Annotated in this window: 13 protein-coding genes; 2 read left to right on the plus strand and 11 right to left on the minus strand. The window is 67.2% G+C overall.

Annotation, left to right across the window (positions count from 1 at the left end):
• Nucleotides 1–117 precede the first annotated feature (117 nt).
• From M1L61_RS18280 to M1L61_RS18290, 3 genes are all read right to left on the minus strand, one after another.
• On the minus strand, nucleotides 118–2,181 hold the full coding sequence (locus M1L61_RS18280; RefSeq protein WP_248853883.1) for a TonB-dependent copper receptor: 2,064 nt from the start codon (nucleotides 2,179–2,181) through the stop codon (nucleotides 118–120).
• 72 nt (nucleotides 2,182–2,253) lie between these two features.
• Nucleotides 2,254–2,685: a DUF2946 family protein gene (locus M1L61_RS18285; RefSeq protein ID WP_248853884.1), complete on the minus strand. Its 432-nt coding sequence runs from the start codon at nucleotides 2,683–2,685 to the stop codon at nucleotides 2,254–2,256.
• Between the two features lie 691 nt (nucleotides 2,686–3,376).
• Nucleotides 3,377–4,360, minus strand: coding sequence for a LysR family transcriptional regulator (locus M1L61_RS18290; RefSeq protein WP_010481448.1), 984 nt, complete (start codon nucleotides 4,358–4,360; stop codon nucleotides 3,377–3,379).
• 207 nt (nucleotides 4,361–4,567) lie between these two features.
• Here M1L61_RS18290 and cysK point away from each other — a divergent pair, with 207 nt between their 5' ends.
• Complete coding sequence (gene cysK / locus M1L61_RS18295; RefSeq protein WP_010481445.1) at nucleotides 4,568–5,527, plus strand: cysteine synthase A; 960 nt, start codon at nucleotides 4,568–4,570, stop codon at nucleotides 5,525–5,527.
• Between the two features lie 237 nt (nucleotides 5,528–5,764).
• Nucleotides 5,765–6,364 (plus strand): O-acetyl-ADP-ribose deacetylase, encoded by a 600-nt coding sequence (locus M1L61_RS18300; RefSeq protein WP_010481443.1) that lies wholly within the window; start codon nucleotides 5,765–5,767, stop codon nucleotides 6,362–6,364.
• Nucleotides 6,365–6,456: 92 nt separating this feature from the next.
• On the opposite strand, the gene M1L61_RS18305 is transcribed toward M1L61_RS18300, so the two are convergent.
• The 8 genes from M1L61_RS18305 to M1L61_RS18340 form a co-directional block, all read right to left on the minus strand.
• Nucleotides 6,457–7,605: a hypothetical protein gene (locus M1L61_RS18305; RefSeq protein WP_019338731.1), complete on the minus strand. Its 1,149-nt coding sequence runs from the start codon at nucleotides 7,603–7,605 to the stop codon at nucleotides 6,457–6,459.
• 129 nt (nucleotides 7,606–7,734) lie between these two features.
• Nucleotides 7,735–8,739, minus strand: coding sequence for a class I fructose-bisphosphate aldolase (locus M1L61_RS18310; RefSeq protein WP_010481439.1), 1,005 nt, complete (start codon nucleotides 8,737–8,739; stop codon nucleotides 7,735–7,737).
• Nucleotides 8,740–8,935: 196 nt separating this feature from the next.
• Nucleotides 8,936–10,402: a pyruvate kinase gene (gene pyk / locus M1L61_RS18315; RefSeq protein WP_010481436.1), complete on the minus strand. Its 1,467-nt coding sequence runs from the start codon at nucleotides 10,400–10,402 to the stop codon at nucleotides 8,936–8,938.
• Nucleotides 10,403–10,612: 210 nt separating this feature from the next.
• A complete protein-coding gene (locus M1L61_RS18320; RefSeq protein ID WP_248853885.1) occupies nucleotides 10,613–11,266 on the minus strand; it encodes an HAD hydrolase-like protein in 654 nt (217 codons plus the stop codon).
• Nucleotides 11,263–12,438: a phosphoglycerate kinase gene (locus tag M1L61_RS18325; RefSeq protein WP_010481432.1), complete on the minus strand. Its 1,176-nt coding sequence runs from the start codon at nucleotides 12,436–12,438 to the stop codon at nucleotides 11,263–11,265. Before M1L61_RS18325 ends, M1L61_RS18320 begins: the two co-directional genes overlap by 4 nt.
• A 561-nt stretch (nucleotides 12,439–12,999) precedes the next feature.
• Nucleotides 13,000–14,351 (minus strand): IS3 family transposase gene (locus M1L61_RS18330; protein WP_099560046.1). Its coding sequence is split into 2 segments (ribosomal slippage): nucleotides 13,000–13,904 and nucleotides 13,904–14,351, totalling 1,353 coding nucleotides; the frame shifts between segments, so codons are not numbered across the junction.
• 157 nt (nucleotides 14,352–14,508) lie between these two features.
• Nucleotides 14,509–15,885, minus strand: a complete 1,377-nt coding sequence (locus M1L61_RS18335) for a DUF3999 domain-containing protein (protein WP_010484085.1) — start codon at nucleotides 15,883–15,885, stop codon at nucleotides 14,509–14,511.
• Nucleotides 15,885–18,560 (minus strand): DUF2339 domain-containing protein, encoded by a 2,676-nt coding sequence (locus tag M1L61_RS18340; RefSeq protein ID WP_071306365.1) that lies wholly within the window; start codon nucleotides 18,558–18,560, stop codon nucleotides 15,885–15,887. The genes M1L61_RS18335 and M1L61_RS18340 overlap by 1 nt, the downstream gene beginning before the upstream one ends.
• Nucleotides 18,561–18,564 lie beyond the last annotated feature (4 nt).

Here is an 18,564-nt window from a genome sequence, read left to right on the forward strand (position 1 = left end):
GTATCCAGCCGTGCACCGCAGGCGTTGCCATCGTAGAGTCGAAGCTGCCCGGCAGAGGGCGTCGGGCGGGGACGGATCCTGGCGGGGATCCGGCCCCGGTTTTTTTCACCCGGCGGATCAGTACCGGTAGTTCACCTTCATCCACAGGCTGCGGCCCGGCTCGTTGATGCGCACCGGGTCGGCCGGGAAACCGAAGTCGGCGCTGCCGGCCAGGTTCAGGTGCTCGCTGTAGGCGCGGTCGAACAGGTTGTCGACGCCCGCACTGAGCTGCAGCTGCGAACTGAAGCGGTAGGCTGCGTTGAGCCCGAAGGTGGCGAAGCCGGCACTCGGCCCCAGGTCCTGCGCGACCACATTGCCCTGGCCATCGGCGACGCGATGCTGGTGGGTCACCGCGCGCAGCAGCGCACCGGCACTCCAGCGCTCGCCTTCCCAGTTCGCGCTCAGGCGTGCTTCCAGCGGTGGCATCTGCGGCAACGGACGCTGCTGGTCGCGGTTCTCGCCCCAGGCATAAGCCAGCGTGCCAGCCAGCTTCCACTGCTCGGCCAGGCTCACTTCCAGCCCGGCTTCGGCACCGGCGATGCGCGCATCGACGTTGCGGGCCTGGCTCATGCCCATCATGCCGCTGCCGTGGTAGGTGAACAGGATGTCGTCCTGGATCTGCCCGGCGTACGCCGAAACCCACGCCTGCACGCGCGGCCCCTTGTACTGCAGGCCGACGTCGAGCTGGGTGGTGCGCTCGGGCTGCACGCCGGTGAACGCGTTCACTGCACCGGCCGGGCCATGGTTGGGCGAGAACAGCTCCCAGTAGTCGGGCATGCGCTCACTGTGACCGAGGCCGGCGTACCAGGTCAGGCCATCGGCCAGGTCCTGCTCGTAACGCAGGAAACCGCTGCCGAGCCATTCCTTGCGCGTCTGCCCGGCGGTCGGATTGGGCCGGTTGCCCATCATTCCGCGGATCGATTGCCGCTCATCGCGGGCGCTGGCACGGTCGATGCGCAGGCCACTGATCCAGCGCTGGTCGGTGCCGGCGCCCAGGGTCAACTCGGTGAACACGCCGTAGCGGCGGAAGTTGGCATCGGTCTCCCAGGCGGCCTGGCGGTAGGTGTCGCGGCCCATGCCCATGCGGCCACGATGGCGGCTGTCTTCGCCATCCACACCGGCCACCAGCTGCACGTCCTGCCAACGCCACTCGGAACTGACCCGGCCGCCTTGGGTACGGCGGTCCACGTTCGAGGCCATCGGCATCGGCATCATGCTGTGCGGGTTCGGCGTGCGCAGCGTGTAGTTGTCCATCACGTGGTCGGCTTCGTTGTAGTACACGTTGGCCTGCAACGTATCCCACGCACCGGGCAGGTTGCGCTTCTCGAAGCGCGCGGCATAACTGGTGCGTTCGAACGCAGCACCGTCCATGCCGCGCCCGGCGTAGCGCGCGATGGCATCGCCGGCACCGGCGGAGATTTCCAGCAGCGTGTCGGCATCCGGCGTCCAGCCGATGGCCACGTCACCGTTCCACTTGCGCCACTTCGACGGCACCACATCACCGTGGCCGTCCTTGTAGTCATCGGCCTCGGAACGGTTGCCGCTGGCGCGCACGTAGCCGGTCGGATTGCCCAGGGTCAGGTCCAGCACCTGGTCATTGCGGTGGCGCGAACCAGCCAGCGCACTGGCATCGGCACGCAGCCCCGGTTCCTCGAAGCGCGGCGTATCGCGCTCGAAACGGACGGTGCCGGCCGAGGCTCCTGCGCCCCAGCGCACGCTCTGCGGCCCCTTGATGATGGTCAGCCGGTCGAAGCTCTCCGGCGCGATGTAGGACAGCGGATTGTCCATGCGCGACGGGCAGGCACCGATCAGGTTGCCATCGTTGCTGAGGATGTTCAGCCGCGAACCGAACATGCCGCGCAGCACCGGGTCGCCGTTGGTGCCGCCATTGCGGATGGCGGAGAAGCCGGGGACGGTCTTCAGGTAATCGGCACCGTCGCTGGCCGGCACAGGCTGCCGCGGCAGGCGCGGATCGGTCACCCAGTGCAGCGGCGAGGACGGTGCGGCGGCGGTGACCACCATCGTGTCGAGGGTGCGCGCCTGCTCGGCAGGCGCAGCATGGGCCAGTGACGCGGCCACGGCCAGGCCAAGGGCAACCGGCAGGCGCGCGCAGGCGCCCGCGGGGCGGGAAGTCATTTTCATCGGAACAGCTCCAAAGTACGCACGCGCGCACGGCGCCCGGTCAGGCGTCGTGCGGCAGATTCGATAGGGACATCAGCGGACGATGGAGAGGCGCGGCGGCCCACGTGCGGCATGCGCCGGCCAGCGCAGTGCCGGCAGCACCTGTTGCGACCACGGGAACACCAGGCGCGGCCGCCACAGCAGCGGCAACAGCAGCACCAGCACCGCCAGCCACGGCAGCAGGCGCATGGCCAGCACGCAGTATTCGCAGGCTTCGCCGTGCATGGCGTGGGGGTCGGCGGGGCGGTTGGGCGCTGCCGGCGCAGCACCGTGCCGATCGTGCCCGGCCATGGTCATGCCGTGCATGTCATGGCCCATGGCGGCGTGGTCCATGCCTGCCATCGCGGCGTACTCCATCGGCGGCGCCTGCAGCGCGCGGCTGACCAGTGGCGCAAGCACCATCAGCAGCGTCGCCAGGACGGCGAGCTGGAGCAGAAGGCGCTGCGGGCGGGACAGGCGGGTCACCCCGCTAGTGTAGATGCGGGTCCAGGGTTGCTCGTGCGACGAACGGTCGCAGGAGAGGGTTTATCGGCAGGGCTTGCAGCCCTGCACCCGCTGAATCAACGTCAACGTCAACGTCAAAAGCGGGCAATCCGTGGGATGGCGGGGTGGGTCCGGTTGCGGGAGACGCCGTAAACCCGTCCCTGGGGGCTTGGCCGCGGCATCCATGCCGCGGACACTCCCGCAACCGGACCCACCCCGCCTTCGACAGATTTCTGCGATCTGTCGTAGATCCACGCCATGCGTGGATGAATCTCCATCGGAATCGAATATTTCAAATTGGAATCGAAAAGAATCCACGCATGGCGTGGATCTACCGTGTCGACCAAGGTCGACACCTACCAACAGCCATCGGAATCTGTCAGAGGTGGGGCGGTGTGGGCAGGCAGGACCGTTGGCGCCATGGATGGCGCCATCGAGCCCCCAGGGGTGAGGGCGCTTTGCTTGCGAAGCACTGCTTCGCAAGCGCCCGAACGCACAGCCGCCAGCGGCTGGGCCGGACCCCGGAGGGGGGTTTACGGCGTGTCCTGCCTGCCCACACCGCCCCGCCCCCAACGGAAGCCAGCTGTTGCTGCTGCTTCGGCTGTTGCTGTTGCTTCGGCTTTTGCCGTTGATTCGGCAGGTGCAGGGCTGCAAGCCCTGCTCGACCACCCCCTCACACCGTGATGGTCTGGGTCAGTGACTCCCACGTCGGTGGCACCGGCCACGCCGCCGCCTGGTTGCCATCCAGCACCCTGCGCAGATCGCGCGGATCAATCTGCGGTGCCAGCACGTGCACCAGCTCCAGCGCGTAATCACGCAGCACGCGGTCACGCGGCAGCACCGCCCAGGCAATGCACTCGCTGATCGGGTCCGGCGCCGGCCACGAGCGCAGGTCTTCATCGTTGGAACTGACCGCCATCTCGGCCAGCAGGCCTACGCCAAGACCCGTACGCACGTAGGTCTTGATCAGGTCCGCATCGAGCGCGGTCAGTGCCAGGTCGGGCACCAGCCCATTGGCGGCGAAGGCGCGTTGCAGCGACGAGTTCGGACGGGTCGAGGATTCGTAGCTGATCAATGGCTGGCGGGCCAGCGCGGCCAGGTCCGGGGCGCGGCCGGCGCGGTCCAGCGGGTGGCCCTTCGGCACCACCACCAGACGCCGCCAGCGGAACAGCGGCACCGCGATGCCATCGGTGGGCTCACCGCCGGCGGTGCTGATGATGGCGATATCCGCGTCACCCTGGTTCAAGCGGTCCAGCGCGTCGGCTTCGCCGGCCTGCTGCAGGTGCACGCTGACCTGCGGGTAGGCCTGCTTGATCGCTGCCACCGCCGGCGGCAGCACGAAGCGCGCCTGGGTGTGGGTGGTGGTCAGGATCAGCTGGCCCTGGCTCTCGCGGCGCTGGTTGGCCGCGTAGGTGCGGATGTTGTTGGCCTCGGCCAGCACCGCGCGGGCGCGGGCGATCACTTCGGTGCCGGCCGGGGTGACCGACTCCAGGCTGCGGCCCTTGCGCACGAACAACAGGAAGCCGAGCTCGTCTTCCAGCTGCTTGAGCTGCTTGGACAGGCCAGGCTGGGTGGCATGCACGCGCGAGGCGGCGAGCGTGATGTTCAGCTCGGCGTCGGCGATGGCAACCAGGTAGCGCAGCTGGGTCAGCGTCATGGGAGGCAGGCGGCGTGGGGCGGAAGTCCACTCTAGGGTCATTTGCCGTCACCAGCTTATAACCAAAGGTTGTTTAAGAAAGGTATCTGGTCATTTCCGGGCGTCATATGCCGGCGCTACGGTCAGCCGGCAGCCGCTGGCCTGAACAGCCAGCCCTCCCCCTTCGCCCGCCGAAGCCCGGCGCGGCCCCGTTTCCGGAGCGCTTCCATGGCCCTGTACGACTCCATCCTCGATACCGTCGGCAACACCCCCATCGTCAGGCTGCAGCGCCTGGCGCCCCCGCAGGTCAGCGTCTACGCCAAGGTCGAGTCGTTCAACCCGGGCGGCTCGGTGAAGGACCGCCTGGCGCTGGCGATCATCCTCGACGCCGAAGCGCGTGGCGTGCTCAAGCCGGGCGACACCATCGTCGAAGCCACGTCAGGCAACACCGGCGTGGCACTGGCGATGGTCGCCGCCGCGCGCGGCTACAAGTTCGTGGCCACCATGGTCGAAACCTTCTCGGTGGAGCGCCGCAAGCTGATGCGCGCCTATGGCGCCAAGGTGATCCTGACCCCGGCCGCCGAACGCGGCAGCGGCATGGTGCGCAAGGCGGCCGAACTGGCCGAACAGCACGGTTGGTTCCTGGCCAGCCAGTTCGCCAACCCGGCCAACCCGGCGTACCACCGCAACACCACCGCCGCCGAGATCCTGCGCGACTTCGCCGGCAAGCGGCTGGACTACTTCGTCAGCGGCTGGGGCACCGGCGGCACGCTCACCGGTGTTGGCGAAGTGCTGAAGGTCGCGCGCCCGCAGACCCGCATCATCGCCACCGAACCGGCCGGCGCCGCACTGTTGAAGGGCGATGACTGGAAGCCACACAAGATCCAGGGCTGGACGCCGGATTTCGTGCCGGACGTGCTCAACCGCGATGTGGTGGATGAACTGGTAACGGTGGACGATGACCGCGCGATCGCCACCGCACGCCGACTGGCTGCAGAAGAAGGCATCTTCGTCGGCATCTCCGCCGGCGCTACCGTGGCCAGCGCGCTGGACGTGGCGGCCCGTGCTGAACCGGGCGCGGTGATCCTGGCGATGCTGCCCGACACCGGTGAACGCTATTTCTCCACGCCGCTGTTCGCCGATGTGAATGAGGGTTCCGACGACGACTGGCTGGCCGGCCTGCCGTAATGCGATCCGCCGGGCATGGCCCGGCGCTACCGACGTCCGACTGCAGGTAGCGCCGGGCCATGCCCGGCGTGCGCCCTGCTTCAGCCTGCGTGAAGGCGTCGCCCGCCATCGTGCGTGAAGGCCGTCGGATCGCAGCGCGTGAGACGGTCATGACGCAGTATCGATGCCCTGTCCCCTACCGTGGGAACAGCCGGCGCAGACGCTGCGCGGATCACCTCACAGGCAGGAGACGGACGCATGAAGATCGAAGTTTGGCAGGGCGACATCACGACCCTGGCGGTGGATGCGATCGTCAACGCGGCCAATGAAACACTGCTCGGTGGCGGCGGTGTCGACGGTGCGATCCATCGTGCCGCGGGCCCTGCGCTGCTGGCCGAGTGCGAGCAACTGCCGGAGCTGCGCCCGGGCGTGCGTTGCCCGACCGGCGAAGTGCGCGCCACCGACGCTTATGCATTGCCGGCGCAGCATGTACTGCACACGGTGGGCCCGGTCTGGCACGACGGCCAGCGCGACGAACCGGCATTGCTGGCCAACTGCTACTGGAAATCGCTGCAGCTGGCCGAGTCGCTGGGCGTGCAGTCGATCGCGTTCCCGGCGATCAGCTGCGGCGTGTATGGCTATCCCCTGTACCAGGCCGCGCAGATCGCAGTGACGGAAACACTGGCGTGGCAGCGCAGCCATGCACAGCCGATGCGCATCGTGCTGGTGGCGTTCAACACTGCCACGGCAAAGGCCTACCAGCAGGCGTTGAGTGCCGCCGGGCAAAGCACGGACAACGAACCGCGCGGGTCGGTGCTGCCGCCGCTGGGCGATGCAGGCTTCGCCGCTGCGCACTGAACCACAGCGCTGCAGGTAGAAGAAAAGGCCGGGCATTGCCCGGCCTTTTCCGTTGCATCGTTGTCGTCATCCACGCGCGGCGTGGATCACGCTCAACGGCTGGCAGCTTCCACCGCAGCAGCGGCGTCATCGGCCACAGCAGCGGCAGCATCGGCCGCGGCACGTGCCGCCGAGGCCGCAGCACCGTCGGCGCTGGCACCCTCGACCTGCACGCGCACTTCCACCATGCCCGCACCGTTGTTCAGGCTGGACACGTCCACGGTGTAGTGACCGGCCGGCAGGGTCTCTTCCAGGCGCGAATTGGTACCGCTGCCACCGTCATCATCGGTCAGCTCGACGTCGCCGCCGACCACGCGCAGCACGGTATCGACCTGGCTGGAAACCGCATCCAGGCGCACGTCGGCCGGGCGATCCAGGGTCAGCAGGAAGCGGCGGCGGCCGTCGTTGTCGAGCATCGTGTACACGCTGCCCGACTTCGGCAGCGCTGTGCCATCGCGTTCCACCAGATTGCCGGGCAGTTCGATGCGGTTGGCCGACAGGGTGAACATGCCGCTGACGCCGTCGCCCAGACCGCGTGCAGTCAGGGTGTACTTGCCCGGCTTCAGTGACAGGGTCAGGCGCGAGTTGGTGCTGTCCCCGCCATCGTCATTTTCGGCGTCCACGCCCTGGCCCGACAGCTTCAGCACCGGATCGAAGACATCCGACACCAGGCGGATCTCGTACAGGCCGGCCTTGTCCACCTGCAGGGTGTAGTCCTGGGAACCACCGGCCAGCATGTCGACGATCTCGCCGCTGCCCGCCAGCGGCTTGCCGTCGTACGGCACCAGCTTCTCGGCGCGCAGGCGGTACGGACCGTAATCGGTCGAGCCGTTGGCGTTGACCGCTACCTGGTAGGTGCCGCCACCGTTGGCACGGAAGGCCAGCGAGACGTCGCCCTCGCGCTCGTAGCCGGTGTTGCTGCTGGCCACCAGGCTGCCGTTGTTGAAGACGGCGATCGAGCCGCTCAGCGAGCCGGTCAGCTTCAGCCCAACCAGCTGCTTGTCTTCCAGCTTGATCTGGTAGAGCTGGTGATGGCTGCCGTCGTTGTAGTTGATGCCGCTGCGCGAGGTGATCTCGCCGGACACCGGCTTGTCGAAATCGAGCGACGCGGCCTTGCCTGCGTCACCACCGCCGCCGAGACGGTTGCAACCGCCGGCGACCAGGACCGTGGCGACGGCCAGTGTGATTGCTGCCAAACGCATGTTGTTTCTCCTTGGCCTTCCATGTGGTTCCCACGCACCGGCCGGGCGCGTGGGGGCGGAAACGATACCCGCAAAAGCAAACGCCGGCGTGATGCCGGCGTTGCCCTGTTCATCCAGCGATGGGACGGATCAACCGTTCCACTTGCCCAGCGCGGCCAGGCCGTTGTCCTTGGCGCGCTCGTACACGGTCTTCTGGGCAGCAGCGTAGTTGCCCTTCATGTCCTTGGCCCACAGCTTCAGCGCGGCCTGCTGCATGGCGCGGCCGTAGGAGAAGCTCAGCGGCCACGGCAGGTTGCCCAGCTGGTTCATCGCGTTCAGGTGCTCGGTGGACTGCTCGTCGCTCTGGCCACCGGACAGGAACACCACGCCCGGCAGGATGGCCGGCACGGTGCTCTTCAGGCACATCACGGTCGACTCGGCCACTTCCTCGACGTCGGCCTGCTCATCGCAGCCCTTGCCGGAGATGACCATCGAGGCCTTCAGGATGGTGCCTTCCAGCAGCACGTTCTGCTGGTACAGGGCGTCGAACAGCGAACGCAGGGTGGCTTCGGTGACTTCGTAGCAGGTCTCGATGTCGTGGTCGCCGTCCATGATCACTTCCGGCTCGACCATCGGCACCAGGCCACATTCCTGGCACAGCGCGGCATAGCGGGCCAGCGCGTGGGCGTTGGACTCGATGCAGGTGCCCGACGGAATGCTTTCGCCGATGTTGATCACCGCCCGCCACTTGGCGAAGCGCGCACCCAGCTTGTAGTACTCCTGCAGGCGCTCGCGCAGGCCGTCCAGGCCTTCGGTCACCAGCTCGCCCGGGCAGCCGGCCAGCGGGTGCGCACCCTTGTCCACCTTGATGCCCGGAATCATGCCGTGGTCGGCCATGTACTTGGCGAACGGCACGCCGTCCTTGGTCGACTGACGGATGGTTTCGTCAAACAGGATGGCGCCGGAAATGTGCTCGTTGAGCTTCGGCGTGGTCAGCAGCAGTTCGCGGTAGGCACGACGGTTCTCCTCGGTGTTCTCGATACCGACGCCAGCGAAACGCTTGGCGATGGTAGCGGTGGATTCGTCGATCGCGATGATGCCCTTGCCCGGGGCAACCATGGCCTGGGCGGTTTCAGCCAGCTGTTCGATGCTCATGTACTTCCTGTGGCGGGTGCGGGAAAAACGTAAGTATAGCCCCGCCGCCCGTTGCGCCGACGTGCAGGCCAGTCTGGAAACGATTCCAATGTCCGCACCGGACAGGCGATGTCCTGTTGCGCCGGGTCAGAGCCCCTTTGCGGATCTGACCCTGGGTCGGATCCGCACGGCGGCTCCGACCCGGGGCCGACGGGGTTTACAGATCGCCCAGGCCGCTGGCGCGGCCGTCTTCACCCACTTCCAGCAGGCGCAGGGTGTTGGTCGCGCCCAGGGTTTCCATGTGCTCACCGCTGGTGAACACGACGCGGTCACCGGCCTGCAGCAGTTCGGCTTCCACCAGCAGGCGGATGCTGCCGCGCGCGGCTTCGCGCGGGGTCAGGCCACGGCTGTCGAAGTTGATCGGGAACACATCGCGCATCAGGGCCATCTGGCGGCGCGCGCCGTCGTGGCGGGTGACTGCGAACACCGGCGCCTTGGCGCGGAAGCGCGACAGGTAGCGGGCGGTGCCACCGGATTCGGTCATCGCCACGATCGCACGCACGCCCACGTGCTGCGACAGGAACATGGTGGCCATGGCAATCGCCTGGTCGGCACGTTCCAGATTACGCGGCGAGGCGTTGAAGTCGGTCTCGGTCTGGAACTGGCGCTCGGCACCCAGGCAGATACGCGCCATCGCTTCCACCGCCTTGACCGGGTACGCACCGGCAGCGGTTTCAGCCGACAGCATCACCGCGTCGGTACCGTCGATGACCGAGTTGGCCACGTCCAGCACTTCGGCACGGGTCGGGATCGGGCTTTCGACCATCGACTGCAGCATCTGCGTGGCGGTGATCACCACCTTGTTCTGCGCCAGCGAGGCCTTGATGATCTTCTTCTGCAGGCCCGGCAGCTCGGCATCGCCGATTTCCACGCCGAGGTCGCCACGGGCCACCATCACCACGTCGCTGGCCTCGACGATCTCTTCCAGGTTCTCGATCGCTTCGGTGCGCTCGATCTTCGACACCAGCGCAGCATCGCAGCCATGCGAGCGGGCGATGTCACGGGCGTCGTTCATGTCCTGCGCGTTGCGGCAGAACGACACGGCGATGAAGTCGACACCGATCCTGGCGACGATGCCGATCAGCTCCTTGTCGCGCTCGGTCAGTGCGCCCAGCGAGAGGCCACCGCCCTGCTTATTCAGGCCCTTGCGATCAGACAGCGCGCCGTCATTGAGCACGGTGTTGATGATGCGCTCGCCCTGCACCTCGACCACCTGCAGCTGCATCAGGCCATCATCGAGCAGCAGGACATCGCCCGGGCCGACGTCCTGCGGCAGGCCGAGGTAGCTGACGCCCACCTGGGTCGCATCGCCGGGGCCGGCGTTGGCGCTGGCGATCAGGTCGAAGCGGTCACCCGCCTTGAGCTGCACCTTGCCTTCGGCGAAGCGCTCGATGCGGATCTTCGGGCCCGGCAGGTCAGCCAGGATGCCCACTTCCACGCCCACGCGGGCCGCAGCGGCACGCACTTCGGCGGCACGCTTGGCCTGGCCGGAGGGATCGCCGTGGCTGAAGTTGAGGCGCACCACGTTGACGCCGGCGCGGAACAGATCCTCCAGCACGCCCGGCGGATCAGTGGCCGGACCGAGGGTGGCAAGGATCTTGGTGCGACGCTGACGCTCGAACATGGTGAATGGGCCTCTCCCGATAAAGAACGGAAATTAGCACATCCTTCACGCCGCATGTATACGGTTACAGCCTTGTGCTGCCTGACTTCGCGGGTCATGGAGCGGACATCGGCCGGACATACGCTGGCGCAGGCAGTTCTGTAGAGCCGAGCCCATGCTCGGCTGGGCATAGGCCGAAGCAGCCGAGCATGGGCTCGGCTCTACAGGAGCCTAGGCCAACAGCGTCGTCAGCTGCGCCGGCTCACGGGCCAGCTGGCCGGCACCGGCTTCGGTGAGTTCGACCTCACCGCCGAAACCCCACAGCACACCGACACTGCGCAGACCGTGGTGGCGTGCGCCTTCGATGTCCATGCGGCGGTCGCCGATCATCCAGCACTGCGCGGGCTGCACCTGCAGCCGACGCAGCGCCTCGCCCACCAGCTCCGGCTTGTGGCTGCGCGAGCCGTCCAGGGTCGAACCGACGATCTCCTCGAACAGCCCGCCGAACGGCAGGTGGGCGAGGATGCGGCGCGCATGCGGCTCGTTCTTGGCCGTGACCACCGCCAGGCGGTGGCCACGACCGTGCAGCATGCGCAGGGTGTCTTCCACCTGCGGGTACACCGTATGCTCGCGCCAGCCCTCGGCGTCGAAGCGCTCACGGTAGTAGCCCACCGCCTGTTCCACCCGCGCCGGTTCAACGAACAGCGGCGCGAAGGTGGTCCGCAGCGACGGACCGATCCAGCCCAGCAGCGTCTCCTGCGGCGGCACCGGATGGTCCATCTTCTGCAGCGCGTAAGCGATGCAGGCGGTGATGCCCACCTGCGAATCGATCAGCGTGCCATCGAGGTCGAAGAACAGCACATCCTTGCCGCGCTCGGCACTCATGCGCCGCGCGCGTCGAGTGCGGCCACCGCCGGCAGGGTCTTGCCTTCCAGGAACTCCAGGAACGCACCGCCGCCGGTGGAGATGTAGCTGACCTGCTGGGCGATATCGAACTTGTCGACCGCGGCCAGGGTGTCGCCGCCACCGGCGATGGAGAATGCCGGCGAGCTGGCGATGGCGCGGGCCAGCGCTTCGGTGCCCTTGCTGAAGGCTTCGAACTCGAACACGCCGACCGGGCCGTTCCAGACCACGGTGCCGGCCTTTTCGATCAGCTGCGCGTACTGCGCAGCGGTCTGCGGGCCGATGTCCAGGATCAGATCGTCTTCGGCAACCGCGTCGACCGCCTTCACTTCGGCAACCGCGTCCGGCATGAACTGCTTGGCGGTGACCACGTCCACCGGCAGCGGAATGTCGGCGCCACGCGCCTTGGCATCGGCCACGATCTTCTTGGCGGTATCCAGCAGGTCCGGCTCGTACAGCGACTTGCCGACGTTGTAGCCGGCGGCAGCAATGAAGGTATTGGCGATGCCACCACCGACGATCAGCTGATCGACCTTGCCGACCAGGTTGGCCAGCAGTTCCAGCTTGGTGCTGACCTTGCTGCCGGCGACGATGGCCAGCAGCGGCTTGGCCGGTGCATCCAGCGCCTGCGCCAGCGCGTCCAGTTCGGCCATCAGCAGCGGGCCACCGGCCGCCACCGGGGCGAAGCGGATGACACCGTGGGTGGAGGCCTGCGCACGGTGCGCGGTGCCGAAGGCATCCATCACGAACACATCGCACAGCGCCGCGTACTTCTTCGACAGGGCTTCATCGTCCTTGCCCTCGCCGACGTTCATGCGGCAGTTTTCCAGCAGCACCAGCTGGCCCGGCTGCACGTCGACGCCGTCGACCCAGTCGCGCACCAGCGGGACCTCGCGGCCGAGCAGCTCGGACAGGCGCTGGGCGACCGGCGCCAGCGACTCGGCTTCGCTCCACACGCCTTCCTTCGGGCGCCCCAGGTGCGAGGTGACCATCACCGCCGCGCCCTGCTCCAGCGCGCGCTTGAGCGTCGGCAGCGAAGCGGTGATGCGCTGTTCGGAAGTGATGCGGCCATTCTCGATCGGCACGTTCAGATCCTGGCGGATCAGCACGCGCTTGCCGGAGAGGTCGAGGTCGGTCATGCGGACGATGGACATGGGCAACTCTTTGGCTCAGGGACGGGATGCCGGGGTACGGCAGACGGCCATTGTATCGGGTGCGGGTGGTGGGAGGGTCGATGCCTGCGGCAGGCAGAGGCGCACAGCAAATGCAACAGCAACAGCCAAAGCGCTGGCGCTTCGTGGTGTTGTGGGTGGGCCGGGGCGGTGTGGGCTCGCGGGGGACGCCGTGAATCCATCCCTGGAGGCTCGGGCGCGCCATCCATGGCGCTTACGCCCCCGCGAGCCCACACCACCCCGGCCTCGACAGGTTCATGAGGCGGAGCGGACGGCAAAGGCAAGAGCGGTTTCTGATGTCGGAGAAAAATGTAGAGCCGAGCCCGTGCTCGGCTGGGTCTATCGCGAACAGCAGCCGAGCGTGGGCTCGGCTCTACAAAGAGCGCCCTGCCAAGCAGCTTTTGCTCTTCTTTTTTTCTTTCCGTGGGTGGACGCACACGGAAATTGTCAGAGGCCGGGCGGGGTGGGTTCGCGGGAGTGTCCGCGGCATGGATGCCGCGGCCAAGCCCCCAGGGTGAAGTGACCCCCGAGACTTGGACGGGGTCAAGCGGCCGATTGGGCCTGCTCCCGGTACTTTACCGGGCTCAGGCCTTTCAGTTTCAGTTTGATGCGCTCTTCGTTGTAGTACTGGATGTATTCCACCAGCCCAGCCTCCAGACTCTCGATGCTGTCAAAGCTGTTCAGATAGAAGAACTCCGACTTCAGCGTCCCGAAAAAGCTCTCCATTGCCGCATTGTCCAAGCAGTTGCCACGCCGGGACATGCTTTGCTTCAACGAGTGCTTTTCCAGCATGTGCCGGTAGTTTTCATGCTGGTACTGCCAGCCCTGGTCAGAATGGATCATGGGGCGCTCATCCGGGGAAAGCTTGCTGATGGCCTCCTCCAGCATCTGACCCACCAGATCGAACACGGGCTGGCGCTTGATCTGATAAGCCACGATTTCACCGTTGTAGAGGTCCATGATCGGCGACAGGTACAGCTTCATGCCCTGCACCTTGAACTCGGTCACGTCAGTCACCCACTTCTGGTTGGGCCGCTCGGCCTGGAACTCACGATTGAGGTCATTGCCAACCACAATATTGGCCGCTCCCTTGAAGGCCCGATAGCGCTTCACGCGCACGCGCGATTTCAGGCCCATCTCCCCCATCAGGCGCTGTACCCGCTTGCGATTGGTCCGATGGCCCTGATTGGCCAATTCCAGCGTTACCGTGCGATAGCCATAGCGCCCTTGGCTTTGATCGTAGATTGCACGGATGCGCTCGCGCAGATCTGCCTCGTCCTGATCCGGATGGGCCAGGACATGGTTCTGGTAATAGAACGTACTGCGTGACAGCTCTGCCGCTTCGAGCAGAAGCGACAGCGTATGAACCTGCCTCAATCCTTGGATGGCTTGCGCTTTGCGTCTCGCGCCGCCTGCTCTTCCCGGATCAAGGCATCGAGTTTTTTTAGGTAGTCGGTCTCCGCGCGCAGATAGGCGACTTCCTTGAGCAGCTCATCGCGGCTCATATCCTCAGGTGGCTTGGACGAACGGGTCTTTTTCATCGGCTTTCGGGGCGGCGGCAGGGGCGGTGCCAACGCTTGGGCACCGCCCTGAGCATACAGGCGCCGCCACTGCCCCACTGCGCCGGCATCACCAATCTGAAAGTAGGTGGTGGCTTCGCGCCCGGACATGCCGTCCTGGCTCATCTTCTCCAGGACAGCCAGCTTGAACGCGAGGTCATAGGACCGGGCCTGGCGGTGAAACCCGCGCCAACCGTGCAGCCGATAGGTCGCCACCCAGCGCCTGACCGTGGAAAACTCCAGGCTGTGGCGACGAGCAACGGCTTTGACCGATGTGGAGGTCTTGCAGGCCTCTTTGGCGACCTGCAGTTTGAAACGCGCGTCGTATCTGTTCATGTATCCCTCGGGGTTGGATCTGGTGTCCAACTCCCGGGGGTCACTTCAGGGACGGGTTCACGGCGTCTCCCGCGAACCCACCCCGCCCGGCCAAGCACGGCTTTTGCTTTACGCGACCAACCGCCCACCCACGAGGGGCTGCGCCGTTCGCCGGAACCTACGCCGAAGGCGCCGGCTTCTGCCGAAGCAGACTGACCGCCAGGCCGCCCACTACCAGCACACCCAGACCCAGCAACGCCCACAGCAACCACGACTTCCAATCGTGCTGCGGTTTCAGCGCCGCGTCGCCGGCCAGCGGCTCCGGGCTGCCTTCCAGGCGCGCCAGCGTCGGCTGCCACGACGGGTCGTTGCGCAACCGCAGTTCCTCGATCAGCACGCCAATCGGCGCCTCCGTGCGGCGCGCGGTCGAGCTGCCCACCGCCAACGCGTAGGGCGCCGCGCCCTGGCTCAGGAATACCAGTACTTCGGGCTGGTAACCCAGGCGCAGAGTCGGTGCGGTGGCCGTTTCGGCCGGGTTCGCCACCAGCTTCCAATAGCGATCCCGATGCACCCCGCCCAGCGGCTGCGCGGCCGATTGCTGCCGTTGGCCCTGCGCACCCTGCTGCAGCTGATAGGCAATCCACGGTGCACTGCGGCGCTGCCATTCCGCGCTCTGGTCATCGCGGCTGAACAATGTCCACTGCACCAGGCTGTTGTCGGTGCTGGCCACGTCGGCACGTGCCGCCGGGAAGCGGCCATCCATCTCGAAGGTGTATTCGCCCTTGCCCTTCGAGGTCGGTTCCAGCGACAACCATTCCCACGGCAGCGTCGCCGGTGCCGGCGGCAGCTCGGCCAGTACGCTGCGCAGCGTCGGCAGACGCGCATCGCCTTGCGCCAGCACGCGCAGATAGCGCGCTTCACCATCCACCTGCAGGCGGCGCTGCAGCAGGCGCTTGCCGGCGCGCTGCAGATCCACCAGCGGAATGTCGCGGCCAATCGCACGCCAGTGCTGCAGGTCGTCGCTGACGTCCAGCTGCACCTGAGCCTGCAACGGCTGGCCACTGTCAGCCCAATCCAGCACCAGCGCCGCCAGCGGCTGCTGGCCCAGCACACTGGCGTCGATCAGCCAGCCACCCTGCCCGCTTGCCGCCGCACCCCCACTCACGCGGGCTTCCACGCGACGCACACGGCCATCGGTATCGCGCTCGGTCAGCAACTGCAGGTCGTTGCGCTGTGCTTCGGCCAGTGGCGGCAACGCGAACCACGGCAGCTCACGCTGCACCGGCGGCTGTGCCAGCGGCTGATCCGGCGCCAGCAAGGCCGACGGCAGCGATTGGCCGGCGGCATTGAACACCTGCACATCGCCCAGGTCCGCACTGCCGGCGCGACGGTAGATCGCCGGTTCCAGCACAACACGGTAGGCACCCGATTGTGCGCTGGACAACGTAAGCGGCCACTGTTCGGCGTACTGGGTACGGTAATCGGCGGCCTGTGCGGTGACGGCGGCCAGCATGCCGAACATCGCCGGCAGCAGCGCCCTGCTCCACGTCTTCATTATTGTTTTTCCTCCACGGTCGGCGCCGCGCTCGGCGGTGCCGGTGCCAGATAACCCACGACCGTGCACAGCAGGCCGTAGGCGATGAACGATGCAATGCCCAGCAGGTTGCCCAGGTGCTGGCGATCAACAATGACCAGTTTGGCCAGTACCACACCCATCAGCACGGCACCGACCATCCACAACACGCGCTGGCCGCGGCGCGAACCCCATACCCAGGCGATCACGCCGAGCACGCTCCACAGCACGGTCAGGCTGGTCTGCGCCAGGCTGGAACGCATCATCGACGAACTCCACGACAGGCCGCCCCACTGATGCACGCCGTGCAGCACCAGGCTGGTCAGCGCAACGAAGGTGGCCAATGCCAACAGCGGCAGCCGGATCTTCACCAGTGCCTGCGGCGCCTGCCCGCTGTACAGCCAGCGCGCCAGCAGCGCCAGGCTCAACCACTGCCCCAGCTCGGCCGGGTTCAACACCGGCAGCCACAGCAGCGGCGCTGCGTCCCCCGGCAGCAACTGGCCGAACAGCCAGCCTGCGGACAGCAGGCCGAACAGCACGCACTGCAACGGCAGGCGCACGCTGTCGAAGGCAGCCCCCAACGGCCAGCGCAGTGCATTCCAGCGCCACAACGACAGCGCCGCCATCAGCAGCCACGGCAGCGTGAACAACAGCAGCGTCCAGCCCTGTGCCAGCCCGGCCTCGCCGCCGCCCCACAGGGCCAGCAACGAAAGCAGCGACGGCCACAGCAGCCACCACAGGAACTGCGCGATGCGTGCCACGGTGTTGCCGCCCTGACGCAGGCACAGCAACGTACGTACGCCCAGCGCCGCGAACACCGCCCAGGCCAGTGCGCCATAGCCGGCGAACGGCTGCTGGTGCGCATCGCTCTGCATCAGCGCCAGCGGGAAGCCCAGGGCCAGCATCGCCAGGGCGGTTACGCCCAGCGCGCGTGCCGGCTGGCGGCGCTGCATTTCAGCCGCCAGCCAGGCCGTGGCCGCGACCAGCACCAGCAACGCATCGGCCTGCGTGCGCTGCGGGAAGAAGCGGAAGATCTCGTGCACCAGACCGCCCAGCCACCACAGCAGGCCCCACAGGTAGTAGACCAGTGCGATCTCATGGCGCTCCCTGCGCTGGTAACTCCACGCCGACGCGAAGCCGGCAATGGCCAGCAGCAACGCGCCGATGGCAGTCGGGTTGAGCAGGAAGCGTGCGTCTTCGAGCCAGTGGTCGGCGCCGGCCACAAAGGCGAACGCAGCACCGATCTGCAGCAACGCGCCGGACACCTGCGGCAGCCAGCGTTTCTGGCGCAGGCCCAGCCAGGCCAGGCCCGCACCTTCCAGCGCGAACACCGCGCCGGTGGCACGCGCAGACAATGCCAGTGGCACCGCCAGCGTGGCGAAGCCCACCGCCAGCACCGCATGCGACTGCGCCAGCACGGTGTAAGACGCGCGCGCGATCAGTGCCCGCGCCAGTACGGCGTAGATCGCCGCCAGGCCCAGCGCGCACAGCGCCAGCGTCATCGGCTGCTCGTGCAGCATGCCCGCCTGCATCGAGAAGGCGACCAAGGGCGTGCCGAACACCAGGCTGCCGTCGACCAGATCACGTCGCCCGGCGGGCTGCCGGCGCGCGTACAGCAGCGGGATCAACAGGTAGAAGGCGAAGAACAGCAGCAGGAACGGCTCGGTGCTGCTGAACTTGTCCGGCGCGTACTGCAACACGCCCCAGAACGTGCCGATGCCGAAGGTAAAAGCGAAGCCAAGCAGGTTCAGCGCACGCCACGGACGGAACCAGGCAATGGCGAAGATGCCAGCGTTGAGCACCGCGTAGTAGCTGAACAGCCCCACGTGGTTGCCACTGCCGGTGGACAGCCACAGCGGCGCCATGAAGCCGGCGAGGATGCCCAGCACCGCCAACGTGCGCGAGTTCTGCACCACCGCCAGCACGCACAGGCCGGCCACCAGCGCGATCGAACTGGCGAAGGCAAACCCGGGGTTGAGCAGCTCGAACCGTTTGAATGCGGCGAAGATGGTCAGCAGCAACACGCCAATGGCACCGCCCTGCAGCGCCAGTGCGAACAGGCGCCGGCGCTCGCGCTGGTGCCAGCCGAACGCCAACAGGCCCAGCGCCCCCACGGTGACACCGGCCAGGCGCAGCTCGATCGGCAGCACCAGCCAGCCCTGGTCGCTGACGTACTTCAACAGCGCGGCAACACCGGCCAGCAGCACCAGCATGCCGATCTTGACCGGCACGTTGCCCTCGGTGAACCAGCGCTTGACCGCTCCGATGCCGCGCTCGATGAAGTTGGGCAGCGCCGGCTCGGAAGGCAACGGCGGCTGCAACGGCGCGTGTGGCACCGGCGGTGGTGCGACCGGGCGCGGCACCTCCGTTGCTGCAGGCACCACTTCGCGCACCGGCGGCGGCGTTGGCTGGGACGGAGGCGGTGCGGCAGCCGCCACCGGCCGCAGGAACGGCGGATCGGCGCCGGCCGCAGGCATGGGCGCAGCCCGTTCTGGCGCAGGCTCGGCTGCAACCGGCCGGACGGCCGGCGCGGCGGCCAGGGCACCTTCCAGCGCGGCCACACGGCGGCGCAGGCCGGCAATCATCACCAGCGCCACCACCAGCAGCAGCGGGATGGCCAGCAGGACCAGTACCACCAGGGCGATCAATGCTTCCATTGCA

Source organism: Stenotrophomonas sp. NY11291, assembly GCF_023277365.1.
Taxonomy (GTDB): Bacteria; Pseudomonadota; Gammaproteobacteria; order Xanthomonadales; family Xanthomonadaceae; genus Stenotrophomonas; species Stenotrophomonas geniculata.

Coding starts and splice junctions, on each gene's coding strand:
- M1L61_RS18280 (WP_248853883.1), bottom strand. CDS start 2,181: ATGAAAATGACTTCCCGCCCCGCGGGCGCCTGCGCGCGCCTGCCGGTT.
- M1L61_RS18290 (WP_010481448.1), bottom strand. CDS start 4,360: ATGACGCTGACCCAGCTGCGCTACCTGGTTGCCATCGCCGACGCCGAG.
- cysK (WP_010481445.1), top strand. CDS start 4,568: ATGGCCCTGTACGACTCCATCCTCGATACCGTCGGCAACACCCCCATC.
- M1L61_RS18300 (WP_010481443.1), top strand. CDS start 5,765: ATGAAGATCGAAGTTTGGCAGGGCGACATCACGACCCTGGCGGTGGAT.
- M1L61_RS18305 (WP_019338731.1), bottom strand. CDS start 7,605: ATGCGTTTGGCAGCAATCACACTGGCCGTCGCCACGGTCCTGGTCGCC.
- M1L61_RS18310 (WP_010481439.1), bottom strand. CDS start 8,739: ATGAGCATCGAACAGCTGGCTGAAACCGCCCAGGCCATGGTTGCCCCG.
- pyk (WP_010481436.1), bottom strand. CDS start 10,402: ATGTTCGAGCGTCAGCGTCGCACCAAGATCCTTGCCACCCTCGGTCCG.
- M1L61_RS18320 (WP_248853885.1), bottom strand. CDS start 11,266: ATGAGTGCCGAGCGCGGCAAGGATGTGCTGTTCTTCGACCTCGATGGC.
- M1L61_RS18325 (WP_010481432.1), bottom strand. CDS start 12,438: ATGTCCATCGTCCGCATGACCGACCTCGACCTCTCCGGCAAGCGCGTG.
- M1L61_RS18335 (WP_010484085.1), bottom strand. CDS start 15,885: ATGAAGACGTGGAGCAGGGCGCTGCTGCCGGCGATGTTCGGCATGCTG.
- M1L61_RS18340 (WP_071306365.1), bottom strand. CDS start 18,560: ATGGAAGCATTGATCGCCCTGGTGGTACTGGTCCTGCTGGCCATCCCG.